This window comes from Nostoc sp. LEGE 12454 (assembly GCF_056620565.1).
Genome location: NZ_JBWQXL010000007.1, coordinates 73,017 through 99,654, shown reverse-complemented (window position 1 = coordinate 99,654; position 26,638 = coordinate 73,017). Strand labels below are relative to the sequence as shown.

Sequence of the window (26,638 nt, the reverse complement as noted above, 5' to 3'; positions counted from 1 at the left end):
ATGCTTGTAGATGCTGGTGTTCTAGCTATTTTTAGCACAGCTACAGTTGTTGTTCATTGCGTGGGAGTTATACATGCAGCCCATGCAGTGATGAATGTGCGTTCTTCCCAAGGGGCAATTGCCTGGAGCATTTCTCTAATTACCTTTCCCTGGCTAGCGATTCCATTGTATTGGATTTTAGGAAGAACTAAATTTCATGGATATGCTGAAACACTGCGCTCAGTCTATGCACAACACTATAAGATTTTTCATTCGACTTATAGCGAACTGATTAAATTTCAGGTTGCGCCACCAGATAATCTAGCCCAGTTGCAACCCTTAGCGGAGGCTTTTACAGACATCTCTTTCACATCAGGGAATGCTGCTCAATTACTGATTAATGGTCAGCAAACCTATGAAGCGATGCTGAAAAAGATTGCATCGGCGACAAATTATATTTTGTTTCAATTCTATACTGTTAACGATGACCAATCAGCTAATGAGTTTAGAGAAGCGTTAATTGCTAAAGCCAAGCAAGGAATAAACGTCTATTTTCTCTACGATGAAATTGGTTCCAAGAAACTATCTCGCCCTTATATCCAATCTCTACAACAGCATGGAATTGCAGTGAGTGCATTTAACACCACTAAAGGTCAGGGTAATCGGTTCCAATTTAATTTTCGCAATCATCGAAAAATTTTGGTAGTGGATGGAGAAATAGCATTTGTAGGTGGACTAAATATTGGTGATGAATATTTAGGAAAAAATCCTCGATTGAGTCCTTGGCGCGACACTCATATCATGCTTGAAGGGCCAAGTGTACAAAGTCTACAAAACTCCTTTGTACGAGATTGGTATTGGGCAACTCGAAAACTTATCGAAGTTAACTGGCAGGTAAAAATTAATCGGGAAACTAATCAAACTGTATTCATACTTCCTACAGGCCCAGCAGATCATCTGCCAGCTTGTAAGCTTTTTTTTGTCGAACTAATTAATCAAGCTCAAACTCACCTCTGGATTGCTAGTCCATACTTTGTGCCGGATGAGGCAACATTGTCAGCCTTAAAACTGGCAGCAATGCGAGGTGTCGATGTGCGAATTCTCTTACCAAATCGACCCGATCATTTATTTGTTTATTTATGTTCCTTCTCTTACTACACCGAAATGGAAAAAATCGGTATCAAGTTGTATCGTTACAAAAATGGGTTTATGCACCAGAAAGTTATAGTCATTGATGAGAATTTAGCGGGGGTAGGAACTGTTAACTTAGATAATCGCTCGTTTTCTCTAAATTTTGAAGTTATGGGTTTTGTTACCGAGTCCGGGTTTGTCCAAAGTGTGAAAAAGATGTTAGAGGATGATTTAGCTGTCTGTGTTGCTGTCGATCTTAATGAGTACGATAAAAAACCTTTTTGGTTCAAGTTAGCTGTGAGAGTCTCTCGATTGCTGACTCCTTTACTTTAATCGCTAATATATGGATGAATAGAATAATCAATCAGACCAAGTTAGGGTAATTTACTCAGTGGTGTCGCTAAACCGTCAATGCTGACAAGATTTTTCTTCTGTTGATATTCTCGAACTCCCTCTTCGCCTTTTTTAGTAGCCCAGTTTACTAGAGTCTGGCGCTGACCTTGATATTCATAGAGTGGTACGCCAAAACCACAGGAAGTCTGGATTTTTTCAATGTCAGCGACGATAATTTGACGAGTTCCAGGTATCGGCAAAAATAGAGAATAGAGCGAGTCCCACTCTGGAGAACTCGGTAAAATCGTGGTTCCTTGACCGTAAAGACGCAAGATACACGCGGGTTCTTGAAAGGCACAAAACATGAAGGTTATCCGCCCATTTTCTTGCAAATGGGCTGATGTTTCGTTACCACTACCTGTAAGGTCTATATAACCTACTCGGTTGGGAGACAAGATACGAAAGCAGTCTTGACCTTTAGGAGACAGGTTAACATGACCCGTAGGACTCAAAGGTGCAGAGCCAACAAAGAAAAGGTGTTGGGCAGCAATAAAGTCTTGCAGTTCTTCAGTAATACAGTCAAACAATTTAGACATAGACTGTCTGATTTATATTTACAAATTGATCGTTTTCTCAGCCTATGTCTTAGCTAAAAATCTAGCAAGGTATAATTACTGATGTCTGGTTTATCGGAAGGGAGTGGGGAGTTGGGAGAAAACTATTACTGTTTCATATACCGACTAGCCATTTGGATGGCATCAGCAATATCGACATCACCATCACCATCAGCATCCAAGAAGGAATTTAAGACAGGATTTCCGCCAGCTTGAGGATTTTGAGCATTGGCTCCTGATTGCAAAAACTTTAGCACCAAAGGTACTGCCAAAGGCAGCAATTGTTGAACGATACCAGCATCCAACCCAGTGCGCTGGGCAGCAACTTCAGCTACTTGCTGTTGTATCTGAGGAGAGAATAACGAATTGACGGCTTGGGGGTTGGCAGAAGTACCAGCATATTGACTGACTAAATTTTGTGTGGCTTCATTACCATCTGTGGCTTGTTTGTCTTGTAAAGCAGAACGCACTTGACCACCCACAATTGACAAAACTGATTGGATGGCAGAAGGGTCTGCGCCTGTGCGATCGCTCAACTGCTGTACAGTGTTAACAATGCTTCCTATTTGACCTAAGCTGCCCTGTTGATTGGGATTAGCGACGGCACCAAGAATTTGATCGAAAAGTCCCATAAGTTTGTTTCTCTCTTTGTTCTCAAAAACTTGCCAAAACTGGCTGGAAGTTTCTTTATGTACGCGGACTTTTTTTTGTAAGTCTAATAAAAGATTAAAACACGCTACCTCTAAATTTTAACAACTAGCTCAAGTATGAGAAATCGATCGAGCGATACTTGTGGTGGGCAAAGCCAACGCAAATTCTGTGCCTCGATTTAATTTAGATTGGTAAGTAATTTTATTTAGATGTTTTTATCACAATCTAAGATGCTTATACCAATTCTGTATGAAGATGCGCTTATGGTGTAAGAAATAAGAACGAACCGCCAAGAGCGCCAAGTACGCCAAGAAGAAGTAAGAAATTAAGAGATTTGGCGCAGTTTCACAAAGAAACGGTATTAGGTGTAAGCCCACCGCAGGAATCGCTAGCCTTAAACCCTTAATATGTCGTGATTTCGTTGTAAAAAATGCTTTAAAGTTCCCACTAAAAAAAATCGCTGTCTGTAGAAGAATGTTCGTCTATCTTGCAGACAGCGATCGCAAAACCTCAACTTATTTGCTCTACGCTAATGCCACTACTTTCTCTAATAAGCCTTGAAACAACCTCAAGCCATCGCTACCCCCTAGCATTGCGTCTGATGCCCTTTCTGGGTGCGGCATCATTCCCAACACATTGCCCCGGCGATCGCTAATCCCGGCGATGTTGTTCAGCGAACCGTTGGGATTTTCCCCTTCATACCGAAATATGACTTGCCCGTTATCTTCAATTTCTGCGAGAGTGGCTGCATCAGCGTAGAATCTCCCCTCTCCGTGGGCAATGGGCAAAGTGATAACTTCACCAGTTGTATAAGCTTGCGTCCATAGATTAGTACGCTCAACTTTTAAGGGGACGCGATCGCAAATAAAATGTAAATCTCGATTTTTGGTCAACACTCCTGGCAATAGTCCAGCTTCAGTTAATACCTGAAAGCCGTTGCAAATACCGAGGACAAACTTACCCTTTTGGGCGTGTTCCACAACCTGCTGCATCACGGGTGAAAAACGCGCGATCGCACCACAGCGCAGATAATCCCCGTAACTAAAGCCACCAGGTATGATTACGACATCCAAATCAGCAATATCTGTTTCTTGATGCCAAACCATGCGCGTTGGTTGCCCCAGTAAATCTCTGGTTACATAAGCAACATCGCGATCGCAATTAGAACCGGGAAAAACAACAACACCGAATTTCATGATTAGTTAGGGGAGTGGGGAGTGAGGAGGCGGGGGGCAGGAGGGCAGGGGAGCAGGGGAGCAGGGGAACAGGGAGGCAGGGGAGCAGGGGAGCAGAGGAGAAGTTGCAGTAAGTTTTTCCCCTCTGCCCCTCTGCCCCTCTGCCCCCCTGCCTCTTCTTCATGCCCAATCCCTAAAATACCCCAGTTTGAGTTTCGACCTCAATTAATTCAAAGCGGTAATTTTCAATTACGGGATTTGATAACATTTGGTCACAAATGTTATTAAGGTCTTGACGGGCTTTCTTCTCTTCAGTTGAGGTGATGGTGAGTTCAATGTACTTACCAATCCGCACCTGGTCAACGTTATCGTATCCCAGTTGCTTAAGACCGGATTGTACTGCCACACCAGCGGGGTCTAAAACTGAAGGACGAAGGGTCACGAAAATTTTGGCTAGATACTTGGTTTGCACGGCTTTTGCTGAATGCTGCGATCGCTATACTATAACTTTCTGTTCCAACTGAGTGAAAATAAGATTACGAAGCGGTTAAAGTTAATCGATCGGTTAGCTCATCTAACAGCTTCAAACTACAGTGGCATACTTAAATAATTGTCTATGAGAGCCATACGCACCCGCAGTCAAGAGCGTATTTTCAACCTGCTGAAAGATATCAAAAAAGGCATTTCCGCCCAAGATATTTACGTAGAACTACGTAATACAAATCAGAGTATGGGTTTAGCAACAGTTTACCGTTCTCTAGAAGCCTTAAAACTAGAAGGCATAGTACAAGTGCGGAATTTGGCTAACGGTGAAGCCCTCTATAGCCTAGCACAACAAGATAAACACCACCTTACTTGCTTGCAATGTGGTGTCTCAATTCCGATTAATCAATGCCCAGTTCATGACTTAGAAAACCAGTTAGAATCAAGCCATAAGTTTAAAGTTTTTTACCACACCCTAGAGTTTTTTGGGTTGTGCAGTCAATGCCAGGTGAATCAAAGTACTGGGATTAGTCAATAGTTATAGCAATTTTATGAGACGGATAAAGCGTGTTTTACTTCTGATTTCTGATTTCTGACTACTGAATTCTGCTGTCATAAATGCTTTATTCAAACAAAACTCAACCAACTAAATACGTCTGCAACTGTTAATTGCCAGTTTTCCAAAACACTCAAAACTGGTAATATATCTTCCTGTTCTTTTAATTCTGGTAATTTATTGGGTTCAAAAATCATGATGGACTCATCAGCAGAATCGAGTAACCAACCTAGCTTTGCTCCATTTTGAATAGAAAATGTAATTTTGCGGATAACTCGGTTGGGTGATTGTTCTGGTGAGAGAATTTCGATTATCCAATCTGGGGGAATCTCAAATTTATTCGCAATACTACCTTTTGCATCCAGTGGAATTCTTTCCCATTCAAACACAGCAATATCTGGTACTATCGAAAGTCCGCTAAAGGTGCAGCGTAGTTCAGTAAGGGCATAAGCTAACTTTTTGGGTTTTGCAACTTGATTTATGGCAGAAGCTAATTCAATTTGTAAAGTGCTATGTTTTCCTTGTGGCATAGGTTTTTGGTATATTTGCCCGTTAAAATACTCGCTTGCTGGTTTTGTCTCTGGTAGTTGTAAGAACTTTTCTACACTTAGTACTGTGGTTGGCTGAATAGATAATGTCATAATTTACAACTTATCAAAACTTGATTATTTCGTTTCTAGAAGAATGTAACAATTATTGCGTAGGCGTAGCCCGTCGTAGAGATCGTATTGTTTTCACTAGCCATTGTAATTTTATCAAATAGATCAGATGAGTATTAAGTGATGCGCTGAATTTTTTCCTTAATTAAAGGATTCGCGATCGCAATAATAGCGTTGATGACCTGTTCTGGGTTAATTATCATTAGTCATTTGTCATTGGAAAAAAAACGAAGAGACAAGGAAGAAACTTGTTCCCTTGTCTCCACTCTCCAGTTCTACTTTTAACTAGGGCGATTATTTTCTAATCCTGGGATTTGCTTGGAAAACAACTCGTTAGAGTCAATTTGACCATTTGAGATAACGGAACGCATACCCTCGAAAGCAGCAGGGATAGTACGCGGATCTATAAATAATACTTTGCTGCTATCGCTTTTACCAATTGCCGCGCCCATATCCAAATAGCCCAAGGCAAACAGAACTTCCACTGCTTTATTGGCATTGGGATTCGTTTGGATTTTTTGGGCAATAATTTCTGCTGATTCTGCGATCGCTTGGGCTTTCAAAACTTGTTGCTGACGTTCTGCTTGAGCTTTCAAAACGAGCGCCTTTTGTTCAGCTTCCGCTTGCAGAATTGTCGATTTTTGACGAGCTTCCGCATCTAATATTTGCGCCTCCGCTTTACCTCTAGCACTATTAACAGCAGATTCGCGTTCGCCCTCAGAAGTTAAAATTGCTGCCCGTTTGCGTCGTTCTGCCGACATTTGCAATTCCATCGATTCACGCACAGCTTGAGATGGAATAATATCTCGCAGTTCTACCCGTGTCACTTTCACACCCCAAGGATCGGTAGCAACATCCAAATCCTGTAATAAAAGCTCGCTGATATGAGAACGAGCAGTAAAAGTTTGATCCAACTCCAGTTGTCCCATTTCAGCGCGAATTTGAGTCAGCACCATGTTTACCATTGCCGACTGGAGATTTTCTACCTTGTACCAGGCTTTTTCCATATCCACAATGCGCCAGTAAAACACAGCATCTACCTCAATGCCAACGTTGTCACGGGTGATGCACTGTTGAGGAGGAATATCTAAAACTTTTTCTTTGATAGTTTCTCGGTAAACAACTCTATCTAGGAAAGGAACGACAAAATTTAGTCCTGGTTCCAGTTTTTTGTTATAACTACCCAATCTTTCCACCAAAGCTTGATTGCCCTGATTGACGACTTTCACCGAACCTGCCACAGCAGAACCACCAAGAGCTAAAAATACGAGTAAAAAAAACTGTTCCATTGTGAATCTCCTAATTTTTAAGTATTAAATGTCACCCAAAAGAAGAGAAGAGTAAGGAACAAGTTAGCACAAGAAGACGAGGAACTAATGCCCCCTGTCCCCTGCCTCCTGCCCCCTGCCTCCTTCCTAAGAATTCAACAAATTTTCCGGTACAACAATCAAAGTAGTACCTTCCCTCCTAACCACATAAACTCTTTGATGGGGTGGTATGGTAAATTTGTCATCGTCACATCTTGCTTGCCAAGAATTTCCCTCATACCGTACCCGCCCTGTTTTCCCAGGCAGAATTTCTGTTAAGGTTTCAGCTATGACTGCATCCCGAATTTTTGATCTGTGTTGTCTTGGTTGCAAAAACCGACGAGAAAGCACGATTAGTACTGTGGAAAGCAAGAGCCAAACCACAATTTGCAACCATACACTTCCCATACCCACTCCAGACAGCAGCGCCACCACAAAAGCGCTAATTCCCATCATGAAGGCGACAAACGCCGATGGTAAGAACAGTTCTGTTAAACACAAAACTGCTCCTGCCAGAAGCCAGATTAAGGTAAAACTTGGCATAGCGCCATCCTAGTCTCTACATTATTGACGTAAATGCATTTCTACGATTAGATACAGCCAGACGTAAGTTATTTACAGAAAACAAAACTGGGTATTTCTACCAATAATCTTGATTGATTTCAGTAACAAGGTGTAGCTAGCGGTACACAAATCCAGTTTATTCTAGCCTTCAATTCATTGCCAGCTAAAGTTAATCGAAGTTTATGTATAAATAAGAATTCTGACTCCTGACTCCTGTTTTATGATTTCCACTCAACTGATAATTTTTTGTATAAATCCACGCTGTAACAGCCCCATTAATCCTATGGGAGATAACGTTTGTGCTAGTTGCCAAACTCCTTTAGTTCACCGCTATCTTTGGGCGACTGGCTCATTGTCTGCTTACATTCCACCAGGCACAAAGGTAGCAGACAGGTATGAGGTGATTAAACAACAGATTTGGCTGGATACTCAACCGGGACTGCCGCCAGATGTACCTGAAGAATTGCCAACGGCAGTAATTCCTTATTTACGGTTATATCAAGAGCGGTTGCATCTACCCCAGGCTTATGGCTTTGTTAGTAATCTTGAAGAAGATACAACTGATATCCTCTTATTAGAAAATGCGCCGATAGATAAGACAGGAAATATCTATCCAACTATTGTTGAGGCTTGGGAGGAAGCCACGGCAGTACGACAAGTTTATTGGCTGTGGCAAATTCTTCAACTTTGGACACCTCTAGCTGAATTGGGACTTAGCCGCAGTTTACTACTAGTAGACAACTTGAGAGTCGAAGGTTGGTGCGTGCAACTGTTGGAACTCTATCAAACACCAGCTGATGAAAAGCTGAGTTTACAAAATCTGGGAGAGTGTTGGCAGTTTTGGGTAGCTTCTGCAAAGGCATCAGTAGCCAAGGGGTTACAGAACATTGTGCAGGAGATGTGTGAAACTGAGATTGAGTTAGAGGAAATTAATATTCAACTCAATAATTTACTACTAGCGGCTGCGGCAGAATTGCCATTAGTTTTGAAGGTGGCAGGCTCTACAGATATTGGCCCAATGATGGCGCAAAATGAAGATGCTTGCTATCCCAATAGTTTGAGCGATTTAGATGAACCTTTATTGCGCCACTTGTCGATTGTGTGCGATGGCATTGGCGGACACGAAGGCGGCGAGGTTGCGAGTCAGTTGGCAGTACAGTCTGTAAAGTTGCAAATTCGCGCTTTACTAACTGAGGTGACAGAACAAACTGTACTTTTTCCACCTGAGTTGTTGCAGGAACAGTTAGAAGCAAGCTTACGGGTGGTAAATAATCTAATTTGTGCCCGCAATAACGAACAAAAACGCCAGGGCAGAGAACGCATGGCTACAACTATTGTTATGGCGTTGCAAGTTCCACAACGAATCCAGACAAGTACTGGGTGGCAATCAAATAATACCCATGAGCTTTACTTAGCTAATGTTGGCGATAGCCGGGCCTATTGGATTACTCGCAATTATTGCCAGCTATTAACAGTAGATGATGATGTGGCAACGCGAGAAGTTCGCTTGGCTAAAAGCTTGTATAGAAAGGCGCTTTTCAGACCAGATGCGAGTGCCTTAACTCAAGCATTGGGGACAAGAGACTCAGAATCTTTGCGTCTCAATGTTCAGCGATTTATTCTAGAAGAAGATGGCATTTTGCTACTGTGTTCTGATGGTTTAAGCGATCGCAACTGGGTGGAACAATCTTGGCAGGATTATGCAATACCCGTGTTAACAGGGCAAATGACAGTTGAAGATGCTGTCCGCAACTGGATTAACTTGGCAAACGAGAAAAATGGGCATGATAATACATCGGTTGTTATGACCTATTGCCGTGTCTCTCCAGAATACTTAGTACCCGTGACTCCGGCGTTGCCAGAAGAGATTATAGAAACAGAAATACAAGAAGAAGAACTAGAGAAATTAGAAGAACTAGAAGAACTAGAGGAATTAGAAGAACCAACTTCTTTTACAGAAAGTTCCCAAGCTTTGCTAGATTTGGATCTAAATTTGGATCTAGATTTGGATCTTTCCGAAGAACCACCTTTCAACCCAGAAATTCCACCAACTTTAATTACAAAACCGAAGTGGGGTAAACCTTTGGTAATCTTGGGAGGAGTGTTGGCGTTGCTTGTAGGGGGTACAAGTCTGGGATTATTTGCTTGGTGGCAAATTAATCCTCAAGGATTACAGCAGATGTGTCGGCAACTTCCCCAAGAAATGCAGTCAGTGTGTCCGACTGAGAAATAGATTATACCGAAATATTTTAATGTTGATGAGCAATATTGCAGTATTGATAAGGAATATTCTAATGTTGATGAGGAATATTGCAATGTTGGGAGAAATATTGCAATATTTGTGAGGAATATTGCAATGTTGGTGAGGAATATTGCAAGGTTTGTGAGGAATATTGCAATGTTGGTGAGGAATATTGCAATGTTGCTAAGAACTACTTGTACATTAAACTTCTTGCATAAATTGAAAAAAGAACCCCACCCCTAACCCCTCCCCGCCTGCGGAGAGGGGTTAGGGGACTTTTGCAAGAGGTCTATTCACAGTGATGGAAAAGAAAGTGGCGATCGCTAGTCAGTAGATCCTATTCGATTCTTTGCTAGTCAAAAAAGGAGAGGGGAATGGCACGCTTAATAACGGTAAACCTAATATCTATTAAGCTTTTGGGTATCGGGTGTCGGGTGTCGGGTGTAGTGAGGAAGAAATTTATTTATGTCCACACTCATATTTACTTCTCTTGATTTTTCCTACACCCTACCCCCTACACCCTGCCCAGACTGGTTTTCAGCTTTTCTTAGTGCCATTCAAAGGAGAGGGCAAGTCGCTCAACAACCGGGAAGTTTTCCTCCAGCAAGAACTGCCCGGTTGTTGAGCGTAGTCGAAACACTACCTCCTGCCTTCCTTAATAATTGACTTTTTACACTAAATATGATATTTTAGACTGCTATCCAGAAAAATGATATATAAACGTGAATATCTCCCCATCTCTCAAAAAACCGCGTGTCTCATGGCAAGCGGTTTTCTCACTGCTGATATTTGTGTTCATGTACCTGCCCATACTGGTACTTGGCTTTTATAGCTTCAATCAGTCGCCTTACAGTGCAACTTGGCAAGGATTCACTCTCGATTGGTATCGCAAGTTGTTCAGTGACGATCGCATTTTATCGGCTTTACAAAACAGTATGATAGTTGCTGGTTGTGCTGTGGCAATTTCAGCAGTGCTGGGAACCTTGATGGCGGTTGGGTTAGCGCGTTACGAATTTCCTGGTAAAAAATTGTATCGGGGTATTGCTTACCTACCATTGATTATTCCCGATATTGCGATCGCAGTGGCTACCCTAGTATGTCTAGCAGCCTTTGCAATACCTTTGAGTTTGTGGACGATAGTTGCAGCCCATGTGGTGTTTTGTCTCGCCTACGTCGGGCTTGTGGTTGCTTCCCGACTGACTAATTTAGATCCGCACTTAGAAGAAGCAGCACTAGATTTAGGCGCGACACCAACCCAAGCTTTCATCAAAGTATTGTTACCTCAATTAATGCCTGGGATTATCGCTGGTTGTCTCTTGGCTTTTGTTCTTAGCTTAGATGACTTTCTTATTGCTAGTTTTACTGCTGGTAGCGGTTCTAACACCCTGCCGATGGAGATTTTTAGCCGCATTAGAAGCGGAGTTAAACCTGATATTAATGCTCTCAGTGTAATGTTAATTTTAGTATCTGCGATCGTTGCCCTTGTAGCTGAATTAATTCGCGCTTCTGGAGAGAATAAAACTTTTAAATAAGAGTCGCAATTGGCAATAAAAGTTATAGGTAAGTGATTTCGTTCTTCGTGAACTTTTTTGGATAGCGAATAACAGCTATATTAAAATTTAGGGTGCATTACGGCAAGCCTAACGCCCGAATCTTATGGCAATATGCCATACTTTCTGCTAACACAACGTCATAGCATAGATAAGTAATACCAATTGTAAAAACGAATGTGACAAATACACCATTTGTAAAGACGCGATGAATCGCGTCTTTACCCAAGTATGTGTTGCAATCATTAATTGAATTGGTATAAATAAATATAATTTATTCATTCTTATGCCCTCGTGTGAAAGATAGTTTTAAGCACATGAATAAACTTCCGTGTTCGCTTCTCTACATAACTGCTTTCAATTAGATAATATTGGGGCTAACTTTGGAGAAGATGCTATTTCCCCCTCATTATGCAAATCTGCCAAAATCCCAATTGCTCAAATCCATTCAACTCTGATAGCAATAGATTTTGCGTGAGTTGCGGACAAAGCAACTTTGGCAAACTTCTCAGAAACCGTTACCGCGTATTAAGGCTCTTAGGCGAAGGTGGATTTAGTAGAACTTATGCTACAGAAGATGTAGACAGACTAAACGCTCCTTGCGTCATCAAGCAATTTTTCCCGCAATTTCAGGGAACAGGACAACGCACGAAAGCCGCAGAATTTTTCAAAGAAGAGGCTTTTCGGTTGTATGAACTGGGAGAAAACCATACCCAAATTCCCAGATTACTAGCTTATTTTGAACAAGGTACTAGCTTGTATCTTGTTCAAGAATTTATTCAAGGAAAAACTCTTTTACAAGAAGTTCAGCAACAAATTTATGGCGAACAACAAATTTGGGAACTTTTAGCTGATTTATTGCCAGTTCTGGAATTCATTCATACCCATAACGTCATTCATCGAGATATTAAACCAGAAAATATCATCCGCCGTACAAGCGATGAAAAACCCGTCTTAATTGACTTTGGCGGTGCTAAACAGGTAACACAAACCAGTATCGGAAGACAAGCTACGGTAATTTATACCCTTGGTTATGCCCCAACAGAACAAATGGCTGGATTTGCTTGTCACGGCAGTGATTTGTATGCTTTGGGTGTAACTTGTGTGCGTCTTTTAACTCAATGTTTGCCCTTACAGGATGCTTCTGGACAGATTAATGACCCTATTTATGATGCCATGAATGCTAAATGGTTGTGGCGCGAACATTTACAAAAAAAAGGTATTACTATCAGCGACGAATTAGGAAAAATTTTAGATAAATTACTCAAACATCTACCGAGTGAAAGGTATCAAACAGCGGTAGAAGTTATCAACGATGTAAAGTTTGCCACATCGAACATTGAACCTGTTGCCTTAAAAATTGTTTCGATGCCTCAACCTATATTACCGCTGCTACCACAAAAAGTAATCGTCCCATTACCCCCATTAGAAACCTTTGAATTTGACGTAGTGACAGTAGACACAGGTGGTAGAGAAGTAAACCGCATGAATTGTAATGCCAACTTCTTTGCCGAAGAATTGAGTAAATCTGTCACATTAGAAATGGTATCGATTCCTGGTGGTACTTACATGATGGGTTCACCAGAATTTGAAGGAGATGCTGACGAACGTCCACGACATCAAGTTACCGTTGAACCATTTTTTATGGGGAAATTTCCTGTAACTCAAGCACAGTGGAGAGTAGTGGCAGCTTTACCCAAAGTCAAACAAGCTTTAAATCCCCATCCATCGAAATTCAAAGGTCTAGATAGACCAGTGGAAAATGTATCTTGGTATGAGGCTGTAGAATTCTGTCTCAGGCTATCAGAAAAAACTGGACGCGACTATCGTTTACCGAGTGAAGCTGAATGGGAATATGCTTGCCGTGCTGGAACTACAACCTCCTTCCATTTTGGCGAAACCATTACCTCTGAGTTAGTCAGCTGCACTATCGAACCAAAAAGCAAATTCCGTAAAGAAACAACAAACGTCGGTAGTTTTGAAGTCGCCAACGCCTTTGGATTGTACGATATGCACGGGTTAGTTTGGGAATGGTGTGCTGATTCCTGGCATAACAATTACAACGACGCACCCTTAGATGGAACAGCTTGGGAAATTGGCGGCGATCTAAATCGTCGGGTGCTACGCGGTGGTTCTTGGAGTTTTAGTGCAGAACTGTGTCGTAGCGCTAGCCGTAGCTGGAATGAGTCAGACGGTGGACTGAGGGTTTGTGGCTTTAGAGTAGTATTTTCTGTAGAGGAGATTATTTAGTAATTTAATACCAGTCTATAGAAATTATGAACAACAGAATTGAGAAAGGTGACATAGTAGCTATAAATAAAAATGGAAAACATTATCAGCAAGTGGGTGAAGTTAGTCAGGTAGATTACAATATTTTCTTTGTCAAAATAGTATTAGTAAAGTTAGGTAATCAAGAAGAAGCTTTTGAAGAAAAAGATTTACACTTACAAACTAAAAAGCCGAGTCTGCAAGAAGTTATTACATCAATAGACAAAATTTTAGAACAAGTCGATCGGATTCAGCACTTGCCGACACAAGAGAAAGTAGAGTTACCCAATCGGTTGAAATATCTGAAATTAGATATTCCTAAACTAGATAAGCAATTGATTCAAAAAAACTTCGACAGTATAAATAAAATACTCGCAGTAACAAGAGAGGTAGACTCTTCAGCCAGCTTTTGGCAGGAAATAGATCCTAATTGGGAGAAAATAAGCTGGTGGATTAGAACAAGTTTGTGAACTAAAAAGTAAATCGGCGAGAATAAATCAGCTTTCTCTAGTTCTCAGCTTAAATCGGCAAATACCTAATTAGACTTACTTGTATGAATCAATAAGCTTTTACCCTAAATCCCTCTCCCTATCTGGGGAGAGAGATTTTGAAATTGCCTCCTAAATAATTGGCATTAGACATAATTAAACGTAACTATATTTTTTTACTATTCTATCCTTAACGCTTTACACCTTATACCTTACGCTTCATTCTGAATAGTAATTTTTATTTGTACCTATGTACTTAAATTTGTTTTTGCAACTGTCTGGCTTAAACTTTGTTATTAACTGTACGTTTACATAAACTTAACTTTTCCAAATATTTTTTTAGAGTAAACTTTGACTTTATAGATTAATAAAAGAGATTTTATTATTTAAAATAAAATACGAAGATCATCAGAAATATATATGCATTTTTTTCAGTTTGTAGGAATTCTTGGTTGTACTACAGCAGCTTTCATCTCAATAGCACCCATACAGGTAGAAGCTGCAACTTTTAAAGTGATATCTGGAGTCACCAGCATCGATCGCGATCACGGAGAGATTCTTAGTAGTATTGGGTTAAACTTGACAGGTACTAATCAGACAGTTGCACCAATTCCTAGCAATTATTTAGTTGGCTTCAACATCGACTCACTTACTAACTTCACGTTCAGTGACGAGGGCGGTTTTACTCCGCTCTCAGGTACAATCGAGCATACTGGTACTGTTACATTCAACAATCAAATTACTGTTGGTGACTTTTCAATCGGTTTTGCTCCAGGACGTACTGTCACAGGTGCCAGCGGACTTGTTTTAAGAGACACATTTTCTTTAAATACAATTTTGTTTGATTTGAGCGCTCCGGGACTTGTGGCATTTGATGGCCACAATTTAACCATCCCTGATGTGAAATTGTTGATTTCTCCAGAGTTTGCTAATGCATTAGGCGACTCTAATTTGACCGGTTTGTTTGCTGGAACTGCACGAATTGATGCTCAAGTTGCTGCCGTGCCTGAACCTGGTAGTGTATTAGCAACTTTGGTAGCAGGTGTGGCTCTTTTAGCAACTAGATTTTATACTCAAAAAATTAAATGCACCTGATATTTTGAAGCATAGCCAACCAAAAGTTCGCTCTACAACCAACGCTTAATCCTTTTCAAATCTCGTTCCTAGTCTCCGCTGGAACGAGACAACCCAATTATCAAAAGTGCTGAGTGGGGAATCTCACTTCTTTACTCAGCACAGGCTAAACGTCTCGCTAAAGCTCAGTAAAAGTGCCCTATGACCAAATACTTTCTGCTCTCATGTTGATGCAATAGCTAACTATGTTCCTGATGAACAGCCTCAACGTTGGTACAGAGATTACTAAACTTCTCTGCTTCTGAGATTACTTGTTGTAAGAAGTTTACTTTCTGAGCGCTGCACAGCATATATATAGTGCGGTATGTCGCGCCAGAGTGTCTCCTGAACAACCTTGAGTCCGTTCTTTTCAGCTACACGACGAGAAGGAATGTTTTCTGGGCGAATCAGGGAGATGACACGAGTGCTACCTAGCACATCAAAGGCGTAGTCTTGGCAAGCAGATGCAACTTCACTTGCGTAACCCTGCATTTGTTGGTCGCGGCGGACATGATAACCAATTTCGAGTTCTTGGTGTCCCTCGACCTCCTGCCAAACCAGTCCGCAGTCGCCGATTAACTCACCTGTCGTCTTGAGAACCATCGCCCACAAGCCGAGGCCGTGCTGTGCGTAGTTGCGGCGATGTCGGTCAATCCATTTTTCCACCATTTCGCGGTCAAAGGGCTTTGGATAGTAGCGCATTGATTCTGCATCGCCGAGGACAAGCAGTAGCGCGTCGAGGTCAGAAAGCGTCATTTTCCGCAGTAATAGGCGTTGAGTTTCCAATATCATTAGTGAATCCTCGTTTAGTGATTGTCCAGTTTATCTTTGTCTATTACGTAGTCAGCACTGAAGTGCTTATAGTTGAAATGGTTGCAGTCATTTATCTGTTATCCTTTAATGAAGTTTTTAACAAAAATAACTTTAGTAAGATGACTAATAAAATTGTACTTTTTCAAGCTTTTTTAGAGCAAAAAATAATGAGCTAATATGTAATGTTTGCAGTAGAATACCTTTATCAATACCTTCAATGAGCTTTTTTAAAGGCAATAAAATTACATCAATTTCTTCGGTAAGGTCTAACTTTAAATCAGCTACACATTCCACATCTGTTGCTAAAAAACAATGGGTTAAATTGGTATGAGTAGCTGGGTTGGGTGATAATATACCAGTTTCAATAAAATGATTGCTAGTGTAACCAGTCTCTTCCAATAATTCGCGTTTTGCAGCTTCCATTGGTAAAACATCTTCAGTCTCTACAGCACCACTAGGCAATTCTAGAATTGTTTGTTTCAGACCGTGGCGATATTGCTTTACTAAAATAATTTCCTGATGTTTGGTTAAAGCTACAACATTTACCCATGTTGGATATTCAAGAACATAATAGGGGTCAACTATTGTTCCATCAGGCATTTGGCAAGTATCAGATCGTACTGAAATCCATCTATCTTTTACTAAATGTCTAGATTTTAATACAATCCAATCAAATGGACTTACCATATTTAAACCCCTATTTAACTTAATGATTTGAAATCAGGTAAAGCTAGTATTATCGCCACTGACTATCTTTTCTGGCAGCTAATATGTAACTAAAATACTAGTGATAGTTTTAAAACTCATACTGGCAATAATGAAACATGGGCTGAAACTACCTTCCATCCTTCAGTAAACCTGTACCAAGTCTGGCTTTGTCGTCCGAAACGCTCTACACCATTGATAATGCGGCGAAATTCTAAAGTTACTGTTGCGGCATCTTTCCCAAAGGCTGCAACCTTGAGATTCGAGATTTCTCGCTCTATTTTTGGGTTTGGTCGATTCTGACGAAAGTTACGAACTTCATCGCCGCCATAGAGGTTTTCTGTGATGCCAAACCGCACTACTTCGGGCGCATCCCAAAACAAGCTATCCATCACTTCTAAATTGTTATTACAAAGAGCTTCTTCATAATTGAGGTACAAATCAGCTACTTCAGCGACAACAGCAGGGTCATTTATAGTAGTCATTGTTGTTAGCAATTTTTGGTATTGTGGCTGATTATGCAGGAAGCATCTTACCTTTGCAAATATACCAGGCGATTAGAAATCGCGGCTACACAAACGAACGCGAGTGCGTCTCGCAGAGAAGTCCGCCTACGCGGACTTAAGGAATTTGAAACCCACGGAGATAGACATACCAATTAGAGAAATTGCCTGATCTGTGTAGTACAGGCGAAAATTTCTAGAACTAAAAGCACGCAACATGACCTGTGATTTTTTTGATGCTTCCATACATTACCCCTGAGTAATTCCCCGTTCTTAACCGTGAATAAAAAAGTAGGCAGTCATGCTGAAGGCAACAATCATCACAAATTTCCGAATTAAGTGCGGTTCAAGTTTACGAGCATAATGGGCGCTTAAGTAACCACCAAGAGAGCCACCGACTGCCATCAAAATAGCTTGATGCCAAGCAATCACACCTGCAAAAAGAAATGGAACGATCGCAATACCATTGATACAACTCCCTAAAAATGTCTTGAAAGCATTCATTTTGTGAATACTTTTGATACCTAAAAAGGTTAGAGCTGCCAGCATTAAAATCCCTATACCTGCGCCAAAAAAACCGCCATAGATGGCGATCGCTAGTTGAGCCAGTAGCAAATTAAATAAGGGTACAGATTCCGGTGATGTATTCTGGTTTCGACGCTGCAACCACTTTTTGAAGGGTTCGCCAAAGGTAAATACAACTGTTGCTAGCAGCAATAGATAAGGAATCAGCTTTTTAAAGACATCTGGCGATGTATACAACAAAGCGATGGAGCCAATCATGCCACCAACTAAACTGACGCCACATAAAAGTAAAAAATCTCGCCGCTCAATGCCCAAATCTTGACGATATGCTCCAGCACTGGCTAGGGAAGCCACCCATATAGCTGTATTATTGGTGGCATTAGCTGCGATCGGGGGTACACCCGTAAAGATGAGAGTTGGAAAAGTGATAAAGCTTCCACCACCCGCTACAGCGTTTAATCCGCCTGCAATGAAAGCGGTACTAAACAGAAGCAAACTATGGAAAAGTGTTAAAGATGGTGGCATTATTTACGAATTATTAATTTGGGAATATCACTTGGAGAATGGGCAATTAAGTCAGCACCATGAGCTTTTAATTCCTCTTCAGTTCCATAGCCATAGGTAACGCCAATTGAAGCAATTTGATGGCGTTTGGCTCCAATGATGTCATGTGAGCGATCGCCTACCATCACCACAGTAGAGGGTAAAAGTTTTTCTGTTAATAAAATATGGTGAATTAAGTCACCTTTTATGCTTCGCGTTCCGTCAAGTTCGCTACCATAAACACCATCAAAAAGCAATGATAAGCCAAAATATTCAATAATTTGCATAGCATAAATATATGGTTTAGAAGTCGCAACAAAAGTTTTACAACCAGCAAAACGAATGGCTTTTAGGACTTCTGTAATCTGTGGATAAAGTGAGTTTTCAAATAATCCAATTGTGGCAAAGCGACGACGATACAGTGAAATAGCCTGTTCAATTACTGTGCAATCCAAGGTATTGAGTAATTGCGAAAAGCTATCTTTCAGTGGCGGGCCAATACACCAATTTAATTCATCAGCATTCGGTGGTTTATAACCGAGTTCAGAGAGCGCATACTGAATGCAAGCAGTGATACCAGGTTTAGGATCTGTTAAAGTTCCGTCTAAATCAAAAAGGATAGCGGAGAAAGGCATATTTGATATTAATTCGTAATTCGTAATTCGTAATTCGTAAATTCTAAAATTACCTCATGCCCCATGCCTAATGCCTCATTCCCAATTCAACCCCTAATTTTGAGCGATTTCACAAAGCCTTCTGCACTAAGTAACGCAATGCCCAATGTGACAACACCAATTCCTACACTCTGAATCAAGTTTAAAGTTTCGTTAATGGTTATCCATGCCACTAGCGCCGTCAATGCTGGACTGCTAGAGCCGATTATAGAAGCGGTAGATGCGCCAACCATGCGAATTCCCACATTGTTTAATGTGTGTCCAAGAAAACTTACTAGACCGGAAAATATGCTGCCAATCCATAGGGGTGTCCAGTCAAGTTGAGCGCTTTTACCTGGCCAGAATAGTAAGCTAATACCAGAGAGCAGTAGAGTACAGGCAAAACTGATCCAGGTAAAGGGAACTGGATGGAATTTTTCTAAACATTTTTGAGCAATGATGCCATAAAAGGCGTAAACGATCCCAGCACCAAAACTAGCGAAAATGCCGATCGCAATGGTATGACTGCTGTAGGTGGCAGAAGATTGGGGAATGGTGAGAGCGCTTCCCACCAGAATAATAGCCATTACTAGCCAACGGAACAATGTGGGGCGATCGCCAAAAAACTTCCAAGAAAGCAGCGCTGTAAATACGGGATAAGTAAAGAAGAGGGTCAAGGCAATGCCTGTGGGAATCAAGCCAATAGCAATGTAGAGTGAGGCGATATACACAAACATCAGCACCCCACAGCCAAGAGCTTGAATCAAAACATCCTTACCGTTGCGGGTGAACAAGTCTTGGAGTTCTGTCCAAGCAGATGGATACAGCTTAAATGATAGAGATGCCATGAGTGGAACCACCAGCAGCATTCGCATGAACATCAGCAAGAAGGAATTCTGCAAATCTGGTTTAACGTATCCACCGAGTAAAAATAAACCTAGTACGAGATGTTCTGAAAACAAAACTCGGACAGTAACGTTGTGAAACGTCAAAACAAAGGAGGATAGAAGAACCGTCAGGATGCCCAACACGATAAAAAGTTTCCTTAGAGACGACTTGATTGTATTGTTAAAACCACTGGAATAACAAACCAGATGAAGTTTGAAGAAATCAAAGCCGTCGCTTCAAAAACACTGCTAGTTGTTCAATAAAAACTATGCCAAGGAACCGACGCCCACAGTTTCAGGAGCAATCATTGTGACGAACTGGTTTACCAGACGGGGCAAACCGAGGGCATTGGGCATGGGATGTTGCCCAATGCCCAAGTATTACGCAGTCACTGCCTCACGTCGGTTGTACTCAGAAGCATCTCCTTTGATCGCCTCACTGTGTTTACCATTGATGCCAACTGGGAGATCGCCGACAATTGTCACGCGTTGAACGTGGCGGGGCTGATCGCCGTAATCTGCGATCGCATAATGTTGAGTAGCCCGATTATCCCAAAAAGCTACATCACCAACTTGCCAACGCCACCGGACTGTGTTCTCAGGACGTGTGATGTATGCTTGCAACAGCCGCAGAATATCATCTGATTCAGTTGTTGATAAGCCACGGAACTGGCGCACAAATCCACCGATGAATAGCCCCCGCTCCCCAGATTCGGGATGGACGCGTACAACTGGGTGCAGAGTCTCGTATACAGTGGAGGTGAAGACAGCCCGGTAAGCCTTGGCATCTTCAGATAGGTCAAATGCAGTAGCATAATCGTATTTGTTGCTATGTACTGCCCAAAGTTGGTCTGCAAGATTACGCAGATGGATAGGTAAATCTTGGTATGCAGTCACGGAGTTTGCCCAGATTGTATCGCCACCCGTTGGGGGAATGTCAAGCGCTCGTAAAATAGAGCCGAGAGGAGGACGGTCTACAAATGTTACATCGGTATGCCAGCTATTGGCACGGGAAGTGGTGCGCCCATAATTCAGGTCTAAGACTTCTGGATTTTCTGGCAGCGATGGTACAGTAGGGTGGGCTGTAGTGACTTCACCGAAACGACGAGCGAAGGCGACTTGTCCATCAGCATCAAGCTGTTGTTGACCGCGGAAAAATATCACTTTGTATTTGACTAAAGTCTTGCGAATATCGCTGATGATGTCATCACTAAGGTTAGAACTCAGATTAACACCAATGATTTCAGCACCGATACGTCCTGCAACTGGTTTGATATCAAAGTATTGAGAACCCATGTTTTTATCTCCAAGTAGTTTATTTTTTGACAAATTGTAGAGACGCGATTCATCGCGTCTGATTCGTCGCGTCCGATTTATCGCGTCTGCTAAACACCAGGGGTAGATCCGCCATCAACGATAATCTCTGTTCCTGTAATCGATGCAGCAAGATCGGACACTAAAAATAGCGCCAGTGCGGCAATTTCTTCTGGCTGGGCGATTCTTTTTAAAGGAATACTCTGGATATTTTGTGCCTTCACTTGCTCAACAGTGATGCCTTGCGCTTGGGCGTTTTGCCGCGCTAAAGTCTCAGCACGCTCAGTAGCTGTAGCACCAGGGGAGATAGCGTTAATGCGAATCTTGTACTCGGCTAGCTCTTTAGAAATGCCCTTTGTAAAGTTCAGCAAAGCAGCATTGCTTGTACCACCAGCTAGGAAGTTAGGACGAGGTGTCCGTCCTGCACCACCGACTATATTGACAATCCGCCCATCACCGCGGCTTTTTTGATGGGGAACGACGGCTCTAACTAAGCGGATATAGCCTAATAATTTTAAGTTCCAAGCATCCAAAAATAAATCATCAGTGGATTCAAGGAAAGATCCAGCACGGGCTGAACCGGCATTGTTAATTAAAATATCAATCTGATTAAATTGGGCCAATGTTGTGGAGACAACTTTCTCTACATCTTCTGCTTTAGTCAGATCGGCACTGATGGCAATAACTTTAGCGCCAGAAGTTGGTAAAGACTGGATGGCAGCTACTGCATTTTCTAGTCTTTCTTGATTGCGGGCTGCGATCGCAACATTCACACCCTCACTATAAAGTGCTTTGGCAGTAGCTAATCCAATGCCCGCGCTTCCTCCTGTAACGATCGCTGTTTTACCTGATAGTTTTAGTTCTAAACTCATACAAACTTACCCTCAAAAATGTAAGTAATTTAATTGCGAACCAATAATATTGCTGATTGAGAGCCTGTATTGTGGATATCCAAAATGGCTTGATTTTCCCCAGAAGTGCAGCCCAGAAGTATTTTGATTTCTGTATCCCGTTTTTCCAAGTCAACACTACAAATGACGGCGGTGACTTTTTTGCTAGACAAACTACCTATCCAGACATCAATATCGGCTCCATCTCCAGAGCGAGTATTTTCCAAGTATCCATAGTCCAACGGATAAACAAAGGATGGATAACGTGGATGTGATGTCCCTTTTGGGCGATCTATCTTGAGATTACTAATGGCTACAAGCCGATCTAGTTTGAACCAGAAGTCAGTACTATCACTCATACCATCTGCGATCGCTCAATTTGAAATGTGCAACACAGCTTTGCCAGGAAAACGCCTATCGAGTAGTTGTTGGGCCACATCAGCTATTTCTGTCCAAGAAGTTTCTAAGTCAATGTGAGGATGTAACTCACCTGCTTCTACTAGACTCAAAAGCCGTTTTAGACCGACTGCTGCTGATTCAAATCTCAACTCATCAAACAGACGTAGACCATACAGGCTGACGCTACCAGTCCCATAAAATTGAGCCGCGTTGAATGTCACTTCAGCTCCCCCAGATACTCCATACAGCACTGTTTTTCCATCCTGTGCCAGTAAGCCAAGGGCTATCCCCAAAGTCTTACCACCTACTGACTCTACAATTAGGTCATAAGGGCCGTACTCGCTGGCGGGTGAGAGGTCTTCACCAATCACTACCGATTGCGCCCCTGCTTCTCTAACTAGAGTTTCATAGCCAGTTTGACGAATATGTGCCACAACTTGTGCTCCTGACAGTTGCGCCAATTGGATAGCGAAGTAACCAACGCCTCCTGATGCGCCTGTAACCAAAACTGTCCGACCCAAAAGTGAACCACCTTTTAACACCGCATGGTATGCAGTTAAACCCGCTACAGGCAGTGTGGCAGCTTGAGCAAAAGATACCGATGATGGCACTACTGCTAAGGCGTCACTAGGAACAGACACGAGTTCTGCCCAAGCACCGGCACGCCGCAAGCCAACTACACGCGCCCCTTGGGGAGGCCCCGAACCATCGGCGGCGGGGATTTCCACTACACCTGCCAAGTCCCAACCAGGCTGCCAACCAGCCTCAGCAGTGGTTGAACGTTTTATCTCTCCCCGATTGAGGGAAATTGCCGCTACCCGCACTAGAGCTTCATCTGGGGCAGGCTTTGGTGCAGTCACTTCACTCAGTGCCAAACGCCCCGGCACATTGGGATCGACAATCACAGCACGTATTTTGCTCATAAGGTTGCCCTGGCTTAGAGATTAATTTCTAGTTCGTTGGTTCGCAATGTTATACCTGCAATAAACAATCTCGATAGATTAGCTATTTTTTCTTAACTCCAAATCCATGCAACTAGGTTAACGAGATTTAAAAACAACGGTATCTTGATAAGGTTACAGTATTTTATGGTTTGTACAAAAAACTATCACAGACAGCCAGAAGAATCAAGCACCTTGTAAATAAATTCGCCGTTGACACTTCTTGCACTGTAGTCAAGCCAAGTGGCTTCCGTATGGTTCGGAGTTCTTTTTATGATTTCTCAATTTGACTCCAAACAGTGTAAACGCAAAGATTATTAGCAGGTTTACGTTATGCTGTTTTCGCCTTTATTTTTGAGTTTGAACCTCTACCTTTGCATCCGATTCATTTCCACTTTGAGAAACTTTTTCTGGACCGCACTGTACCGGAGTTACTCCTGTACCTTGAGTGAGCCCGTGTTTCGTTGTGGTGTCGTAGGCATTGTTATCAGTATTCGCTTGGGCGTAAGTGTCGTTAAAAATCTTGTCGGATGCTGAGGTTGTTTTGCCGAGAAGTTTTTTGTGTAAATCTTTAAAAGCCTTCTCGTCAATACTAATGTGCCCATTCTCGTGTGTATCAAGAGCGCTATAAAACCTTGCCCATTCTTTTTTAACAGGTTCGCACTGTTGGTCGAGTTCTGTCCAGACGGGCATTGCCTTAGTTTCTGTTACTAAGACATCTGCCTCGTAAACAATTTCATCGGATTGATCTTCTGCTTGGTAAGTTTTGACATCTTTTGCGGGGGCACAAGTAACACTGCCCGCTTCGCCCTTTCCTTGTGATGTTAAGTTTGTAATTGCTTCGGTAATATTTTTTCCCGAAGCAGTAATTGTGGCATTCTTTTTGTCAATTTTAGTTGTCCCTTTTTTGGGCGGCATACCACTAGATGTCTGTTCAACAGGGGCTGGTGCTGTAGATGTATCGCTTTGTTTCTGCACTTTGCCTGTCTGCTGTACTACATGGGTTAACTCATGGGCTGTCAACTCGTTATTACCAGGTGATTTCTCGGCGCTAAAGTAAACATCACTACCGTGAGTAAAGGCCTGCGCTCCCAACGACCTACTCATCTGTGTAGCATTGGAGTCAGTATGTACTCGCACATCGTCGAATTTACTACCAAAGCGTGGTTCCATAAAGTCTCGCACTTCGGGAGATAACGGGCTTCCTCCACCCTTACTATTGCTTAACTGACTCTCAATATTGTCTTGGGTTTGAACGCTGCGATCGCTAACGCGTTGTAGCGACAACTCGGTTTCTACTTCTTGTTCTTCTTGCTCACAATCTGCACATTCTGGTTGTACTATATGTGAATCTATTGCACCGATATTTATATTTGACTTAAGTTTAGGTAGAAGCATAATCTGGTCAGCTGACTGCTCATACTGGTCTTTTGGCTGGCTACCTATAAGTTGCGGTTGTGGACGACGCAAAGATATCCGACTAATGTCGTGAACAAGAGGTTTTTCTTTAATAGCTTCTGGTTCTAATAATTGCTCGTTAGCAGACGTGGCTTCTTGAAGGTCGCCATTGAGCGCAGTATTATTATTTGTTGGTAAACCAAAACCGCGTGTTGGATTGGCCAATGTGGGAATATTGGATGAGACAAGCGATGGATTCGTAAAATTTGATGTACCTATGTGGGGCTGCTTCCATCTGGTTAAAGGCAAAGCGGCTTGTCTTTTAATGTCGCTCATCTCTCAATTCCTACATTTTCTAGATTAATTAGTAACCTCTTATCTATTGCATTCCAGTATCTTCTATACAAAAATTTAACTATTTTATTGACATATTTGTATATCAATACAGTTCAGTTAAACCTAAAACGAAACTTCTACGTAGGTTGGTTTGAGGAACGAAACCCAACACTCCTTGACTTTGTTGGGTTTCACTTCGTTCTACCCAACCTACAATTTTATTAACTATTTTATAGCAATCCTATTTGAGTGGTGAAAAATATAGATTAGAAAACGAACCGCCATCGCGCAGCGTCTCGTAGAGAAGGACGCCAAGGACGCAAAGACAAGAAAGAAGAAAGAGAGATATAATTTTCACGAATGATTTAGGACTGCTATATATATACAAAATTTTAACTATTTTATTGACATCCTTATGTATAGACTTTAGTCTACTTTTGTCATCATTCAGCTACCAAATATTCAAGAATTGACATCTAGTGAAATTAATTATGCGTTATTCAGAACACATAATTAATTTCACAAGCAAATGTCTAATAAATAGTTAACGAACTGTTCCCCGCAGGGCTTCAGTATCAATTGGTTTGATGAGGTAAATTAACAGCAGATTCCAAATAATTGCTGCAATCAAAGGTAGTTTGCGAATTAGCTTCACTAATTTCGGGTTATAACTGCCTTCAATCTCTGCAATTTTCAAGTTGTAACCTGCACAGCGTTGCAGACGTGGGAAAAACTTGGGATGTTCGGTATTTAACATTACAGGAAAAGCCCGTCCTGCGGTTTCATTGGTGTTGCGGACAACTTGAATATCAAATTCTGTGGCATCAAGTCCCAATGATTTGTAGAACCCAGAACGTTCATGAACTGTCAGGGTGTGAGTTGCAAATACTGATAGCAAGAAAAAGCGACTCCATAGCCTAGATTTCCAGGTGTTCCAAAGTTGCGGTTGAGAACGCAATAATGCTTTGAATATATCCCCGTGGCGGTTTTCGTCCTGACACCAACTCTCAAAGTAGCGGAATATGGGGTAAAACTGGTTTTCTGGGTGCTTTTCTAGATGCCTGAAAATAATAATGTAACGCCAGTAGCCGATTTTTTCTGAGAGGTAAACGGTGTAAAGTACCCATTCAATCGGGAAAAATGTATAAGTGCGGGTTTTGGTAACAGTGCCTAAATCAAGGGAGAGTTTAAAATCGGCCATTGCTTTGTTGAGAAATCCAGCATGACGGGCTTCATCACGCGCCATCATTTGAAAGATTTCCGCTAGCACTGGACTGCGATTTTTTAACTTGCGGGATAATTCCTTGAATAGCAAGAAGCCGGAAAACTCAGAAATGCAAGAGCGTTCCAAATACTCTATAAACGCCTGCCTTGCTTCTCCGTCAATGTGTTCCCAAGACTGCTCAAACGCTTCATCGCGAACAAAATGGTGGCGGTTGTAGTCTGTCCGCATTTCTGTCAACATCGCCTGCAATTCCGTTTCTTGGGCAGACAAATCCAGCTTGGCTGCGGTTTCAAAATCTGTAGTGTAAAACCGGGGGGTGAGTACAGTTTCTTTGCTGGGGGTTTTAGTTTCTGGCTTGGGTAAGGTGTTAACCATGAGTGATGAGGCGATCGA

27 protein-coding genes are annotated in these 26,638 nt (G+C 41.9%); 8 read left to right on the top strand and 19 right to left on the bottom strand.

Annotation, left to right across the window (positions count from 1 at the left end; all coding sequences use genetic code 11):
* A complete protein-coding gene (gene cls, locus AC1F2U_RS09935) occupies window positions 1–1,443 on the top strand; it encodes a cardiolipin synthase (RefSeq protein ID WP_480260953.1) in 1,443 nt (480 codons plus the stop codon).
* 41 nt (window positions 1,444–1,484) lie between these two features.
* On the opposite strand, the gene AC1F2U_RS09930 is transcribed toward cls, so the two are convergent.
* The 4 genes from AC1F2U_RS09930 to purS form a co-directional block, all read right to left on the bottom strand.
* Complete coding sequence (locus tag AC1F2U_RS09930) at window positions 1,485–2,039, bottom strand: pyridoxamine 5'-phosphate oxidase family protein (RefSeq protein ID WP_334837148.1); 555 nt, start codon at window positions 2,037–2,039, stop codon at window positions 1,485–1,487.
* Window positions 2,040–2,164: 125 nt separating this feature from the next.
* Window positions 2,165–2,689 carry a DUF937 domain-containing protein gene (locus AC1F2U_RS09925; protein ID WP_480260952.1) on the bottom strand — a complete coding sequence of 175 codons (525 nt, stop codon included), beginning with the start codon at window positions 2,687–2,689 and terminating at the stop codon, window positions 2,165–2,167.
* A 543-nt stretch (window positions 2,690–3,232) separates the two neighbouring features.
* On the bottom strand, window positions 3,233–3,904 hold the full coding sequence (gene purQ, locus AC1F2U_RS09920; RefSeq protein ID WP_480260951.1) for a phosphoribosylformylglycinamidine synthase subunit PurQ: 672 nt from the start codon (window positions 3,902–3,904) through the stop codon (window positions 3,233–3,235).
* Window positions 3,905–4,076: 172 nt separating this feature from the next.
* Window positions 4,077–4,355 carry a phosphoribosylformylglycinamidine synthase subunit PurS gene (gene purS / locus AC1F2U_RS09915; protein ID WP_334845668.1) on the bottom strand — a complete coding sequence of 93 codons (279 nt, stop codon included), beginning with the start codon at window positions 4,353–4,355 and terminating at the stop codon, window positions 4,077–4,079.
* Between the two features lie 144 nt (window positions 4,356–4,499).
* Between purS and AC1F2U_RS09910 the strand changes: the two genes are divergently transcribed.
* Complete coding sequence (locus AC1F2U_RS09910; RefSeq protein ID WP_480260950.1) at window positions 4,500–4,904, top strand: Fur family transcriptional regulator; 405 nt, start codon at window positions 4,500–4,502, stop codon at window positions 4,902–4,904.
* Between the two features lie 89 nt (window positions 4,905–4,993).
* Here the strand turns inward: AC1F2U_RS09910 and AC1F2U_RS09905 are convergent, their stop codons facing one another.
* The 3 genes from AC1F2U_RS09905 to AC1F2U_RS09895 all read right to left on the bottom strand — a co-directional run bounded on the left by AC1F2U_RS09905 (window position 4,994) and on the right by AC1F2U_RS09895 (window position 7,431).
* Window positions 4,994–5,563, bottom strand: coding sequence for a Uma2 family endonuclease (locus AC1F2U_RS09905; protein ID WP_480260949.1), 570 nt, complete (start codon window positions 5,561–5,563; stop codon window positions 4,994–4,996).
* A gap of 299 nt (window positions 5,564–5,862) precedes the next feature.
* Window positions 5,863–6,870: an SPFH domain-containing protein gene (locus tag AC1F2U_RS09900; protein ID WP_480260948.1), complete on the bottom strand. Its 1,008-nt coding sequence runs from the start codon at window positions 6,868–6,870 to the stop codon at window positions 5,863–5,865.
* A gap of 126 nt (window positions 6,871–6,996) precedes the next feature.
* On the bottom strand, window positions 6,997–7,431 hold the full coding sequence (locus AC1F2U_RS09895) for an NfeD family protein (protein WP_480260947.1): 435 nt from the start codon (window positions 7,429–7,431) through the stop codon (window positions 6,997–6,999).
* A 241-nt stretch (window positions 7,432–7,672) separates the two neighbouring features.
* Between AC1F2U_RS09895 and AC1F2U_RS09890 the strand changes: the two genes are divergently transcribed.
* The 6 genes from AC1F2U_RS09890 to AC1F2U_RS09865 all read left to right on the top strand — a co-directional run bounded on the left by AC1F2U_RS09890 (window position 7,673) and on the right by AC1F2U_RS09865 (window position 15,095).
* On the top strand, window positions 7,673–9,685 hold the full coding sequence (locus tag AC1F2U_RS09890; RefSeq protein ID WP_480260946.1) for a protein phosphatase 2C domain-containing protein: 2,013 nt from the start codon (window positions 7,673–7,675) through the stop codon (window positions 9,683–9,685).
* Between the two features lie 474 nt (window positions 9,686–10,159).
* Window positions 10,160–10,360 (top strand): hypothetical protein, encoded by a 201-nt coding sequence (locus AC1F2U_RS09885; RefSeq protein ID WP_480260945.1) that lies wholly within the window; start codon window positions 10,160–10,162, stop codon window positions 10,358–10,360.
* 56 nt (window positions 10,361–10,416) lie between these two features.
* Window positions 10,417–11,226: an ABC transporter permease gene (locus AC1F2U_RS09880; RefSeq protein WP_480260944.1), complete on the top strand. Its 810-nt coding sequence runs from the start codon at window positions 10,417–10,419 to the stop codon at window positions 11,224–11,226.
* A 429-nt stretch (window positions 11,227–11,655) separates the two neighbouring features.
* A complete protein-coding gene (locus AC1F2U_RS09875) occupies window positions 11,656–13,494 on the top strand; it encodes an SUMF1/EgtB/PvdO family nonheme iron enzyme (protein WP_480260943.1) in 1,839 nt (612 codons plus the stop codon).
* A 26-nt stretch (window positions 13,495–13,520) separates the two neighbouring features.
* Window positions 13,521–13,982: a hypothetical protein gene (locus AC1F2U_RS09870; protein WP_480260942.1), complete on the top strand. Its 462-nt coding sequence runs from the start codon at window positions 13,521–13,523 to the stop codon at window positions 13,980–13,982.
* Between the two features lie 438 nt (window positions 13,983–14,420).
* Window positions 14,421–15,095 carry a hypothetical protein gene (locus tag AC1F2U_RS09865; protein WP_480260941.1) on the top strand — a complete coding sequence of 225 codons (675 nt, stop codon included), beginning with the start codon at window positions 14,421–14,423 and terminating at the stop codon, window positions 15,093–15,095.
* Window positions 15,096–15,359: 264 nt separating this feature from the next.
* Here AC1F2U_RS09865 and AC1F2U_RS09860 read toward each other — a convergent pair whose 3' ends face one another.
* From AC1F2U_RS09860 to acsF, 12 genes are all read right to left on the bottom strand, one after another.
* The gene (locus AC1F2U_RS09860) at window positions 15,360–15,905 is read right to left on the bottom strand and encodes a GNAT family N-acetyltransferase (protein ID WP_480260940.1); all 546 of its coding nucleotides are present in this window, start codon (window positions 15,903–15,905) and stop codon (window positions 15,360–15,362) included.
* 144 nt (window positions 15,906–16,049) lie between these two features.
* Window positions 16,050–16,613 carry an NUDIX hydrolase gene (locus tag AC1F2U_RS09855; protein ID WP_480260939.1) on the bottom strand — a complete coding sequence of 188 codons (564 nt, stop codon included), beginning with the start codon at window positions 16,611–16,613 and terminating at the stop codon, window positions 16,050–16,052.
* A 116-nt stretch (window positions 16,614–16,729) separates the two neighbouring features.
* Complete coding sequence (gene hpxZ, locus AC1F2U_RS09850; protein WP_480260938.1) at window positions 16,730–17,116, bottom strand: oxalurate catabolism protein HpxZ; 387 nt, start codon at window positions 17,114–17,116, stop codon at window positions 16,730–16,732.
* A 291-nt stretch (window positions 17,117–17,407) separates the two neighbouring features.
* The gene (locus tag AC1F2U_RS09845; protein ID WP_480260937.1) at window positions 17,408–18,184 is read right to left on the bottom strand and encodes a sulfite exporter TauE/SafE family protein; all 777 of its coding nucleotides are present in this window, start codon (window positions 18,182–18,184) and stop codon (window positions 17,408–17,410) included.
* On the bottom strand, window positions 18,184–18,837 hold the full coding sequence (locus tag AC1F2U_RS09840; RefSeq protein ID WP_480260936.1) for an HAD family hydrolase: 654 nt from the start codon (window positions 18,835–18,837) through the stop codon (window positions 18,184–18,186). Before AC1F2U_RS09840 ends, AC1F2U_RS09845 begins: the two co-directional genes overlap by 1 nt.
* An 86-nt stretch (window positions 18,838–18,923) precedes the next feature.
* On the bottom strand, window positions 18,924–19,886 hold the full coding sequence (locus tag AC1F2U_RS09835) for a DMT family transporter (RefSeq protein WP_480260935.1): 963 nt from the start codon (window positions 19,884–19,886) through the stop codon (window positions 18,924–18,926).
* 237 nt (window positions 19,887–20,123) lie between these two features.
* The gene (locus AC1F2U_RS09830) at window positions 20,124–21,038 is read right to left on the bottom strand and encodes a TauD/TfdA dioxygenase family protein (protein ID WP_480260934.1); all 915 of its coding nucleotides are present in this window, start codon (window positions 21,036–21,038) and stop codon (window positions 20,124–20,126) included.
* Between the two features lie 89 nt (window positions 21,039–21,127).
* Complete coding sequence (locus AC1F2U_RS09825) at window positions 21,128–21,928, bottom strand: SDR family oxidoreductase (RefSeq protein WP_334899112.1); 801 nt, start codon at window positions 21,926–21,928, stop codon at window positions 21,128–21,130.
* Window positions 21,929–21,957: 29 nt separating this feature from the next.
* Entirely contained in the window at window positions 21,958–22,305 is a 348-nt protein-coding gene (locus AC1F2U_RS09820) for a hypothetical protein (protein ID WP_480260933.1), read from the bottom strand.
* Window positions 22,306–22,320: 15 nt separating this feature from the next.
* A complete protein-coding gene (locus AC1F2U_RS09815; protein ID WP_480260932.1) occupies window positions 22,321–23,268 on the bottom strand; it encodes a zinc-binding dehydrogenase in 948 nt (315 codons plus the stop codon).
* Window positions 23,269–23,634: 366 nt separating this feature from the next.
* Window positions 23,635–25,020, bottom strand: coding sequence for an eCIS core domain-containing protein (locus AC1F2U_RS09810; RefSeq protein WP_480260931.1), 1,386 nt, complete (start codon window positions 25,018–25,020; stop codon window positions 23,635–23,637).
* Window positions 25,021–25,564: 544 nt separating this feature from the next.
* Window positions 25,565–26,620: a magnesium-protoporphyrin IX monomethyl ester (oxidative) cyclase gene (acsF, locus tag AC1F2U_RS09805; protein ID WP_480260930.1), complete on the bottom strand. Its 1,056-nt coding sequence runs from the start codon at window positions 26,618–26,620 to the stop codon at window positions 25,565–25,567.
* Window positions 26,621–26,638: the final 18 nt, after the last annotated feature.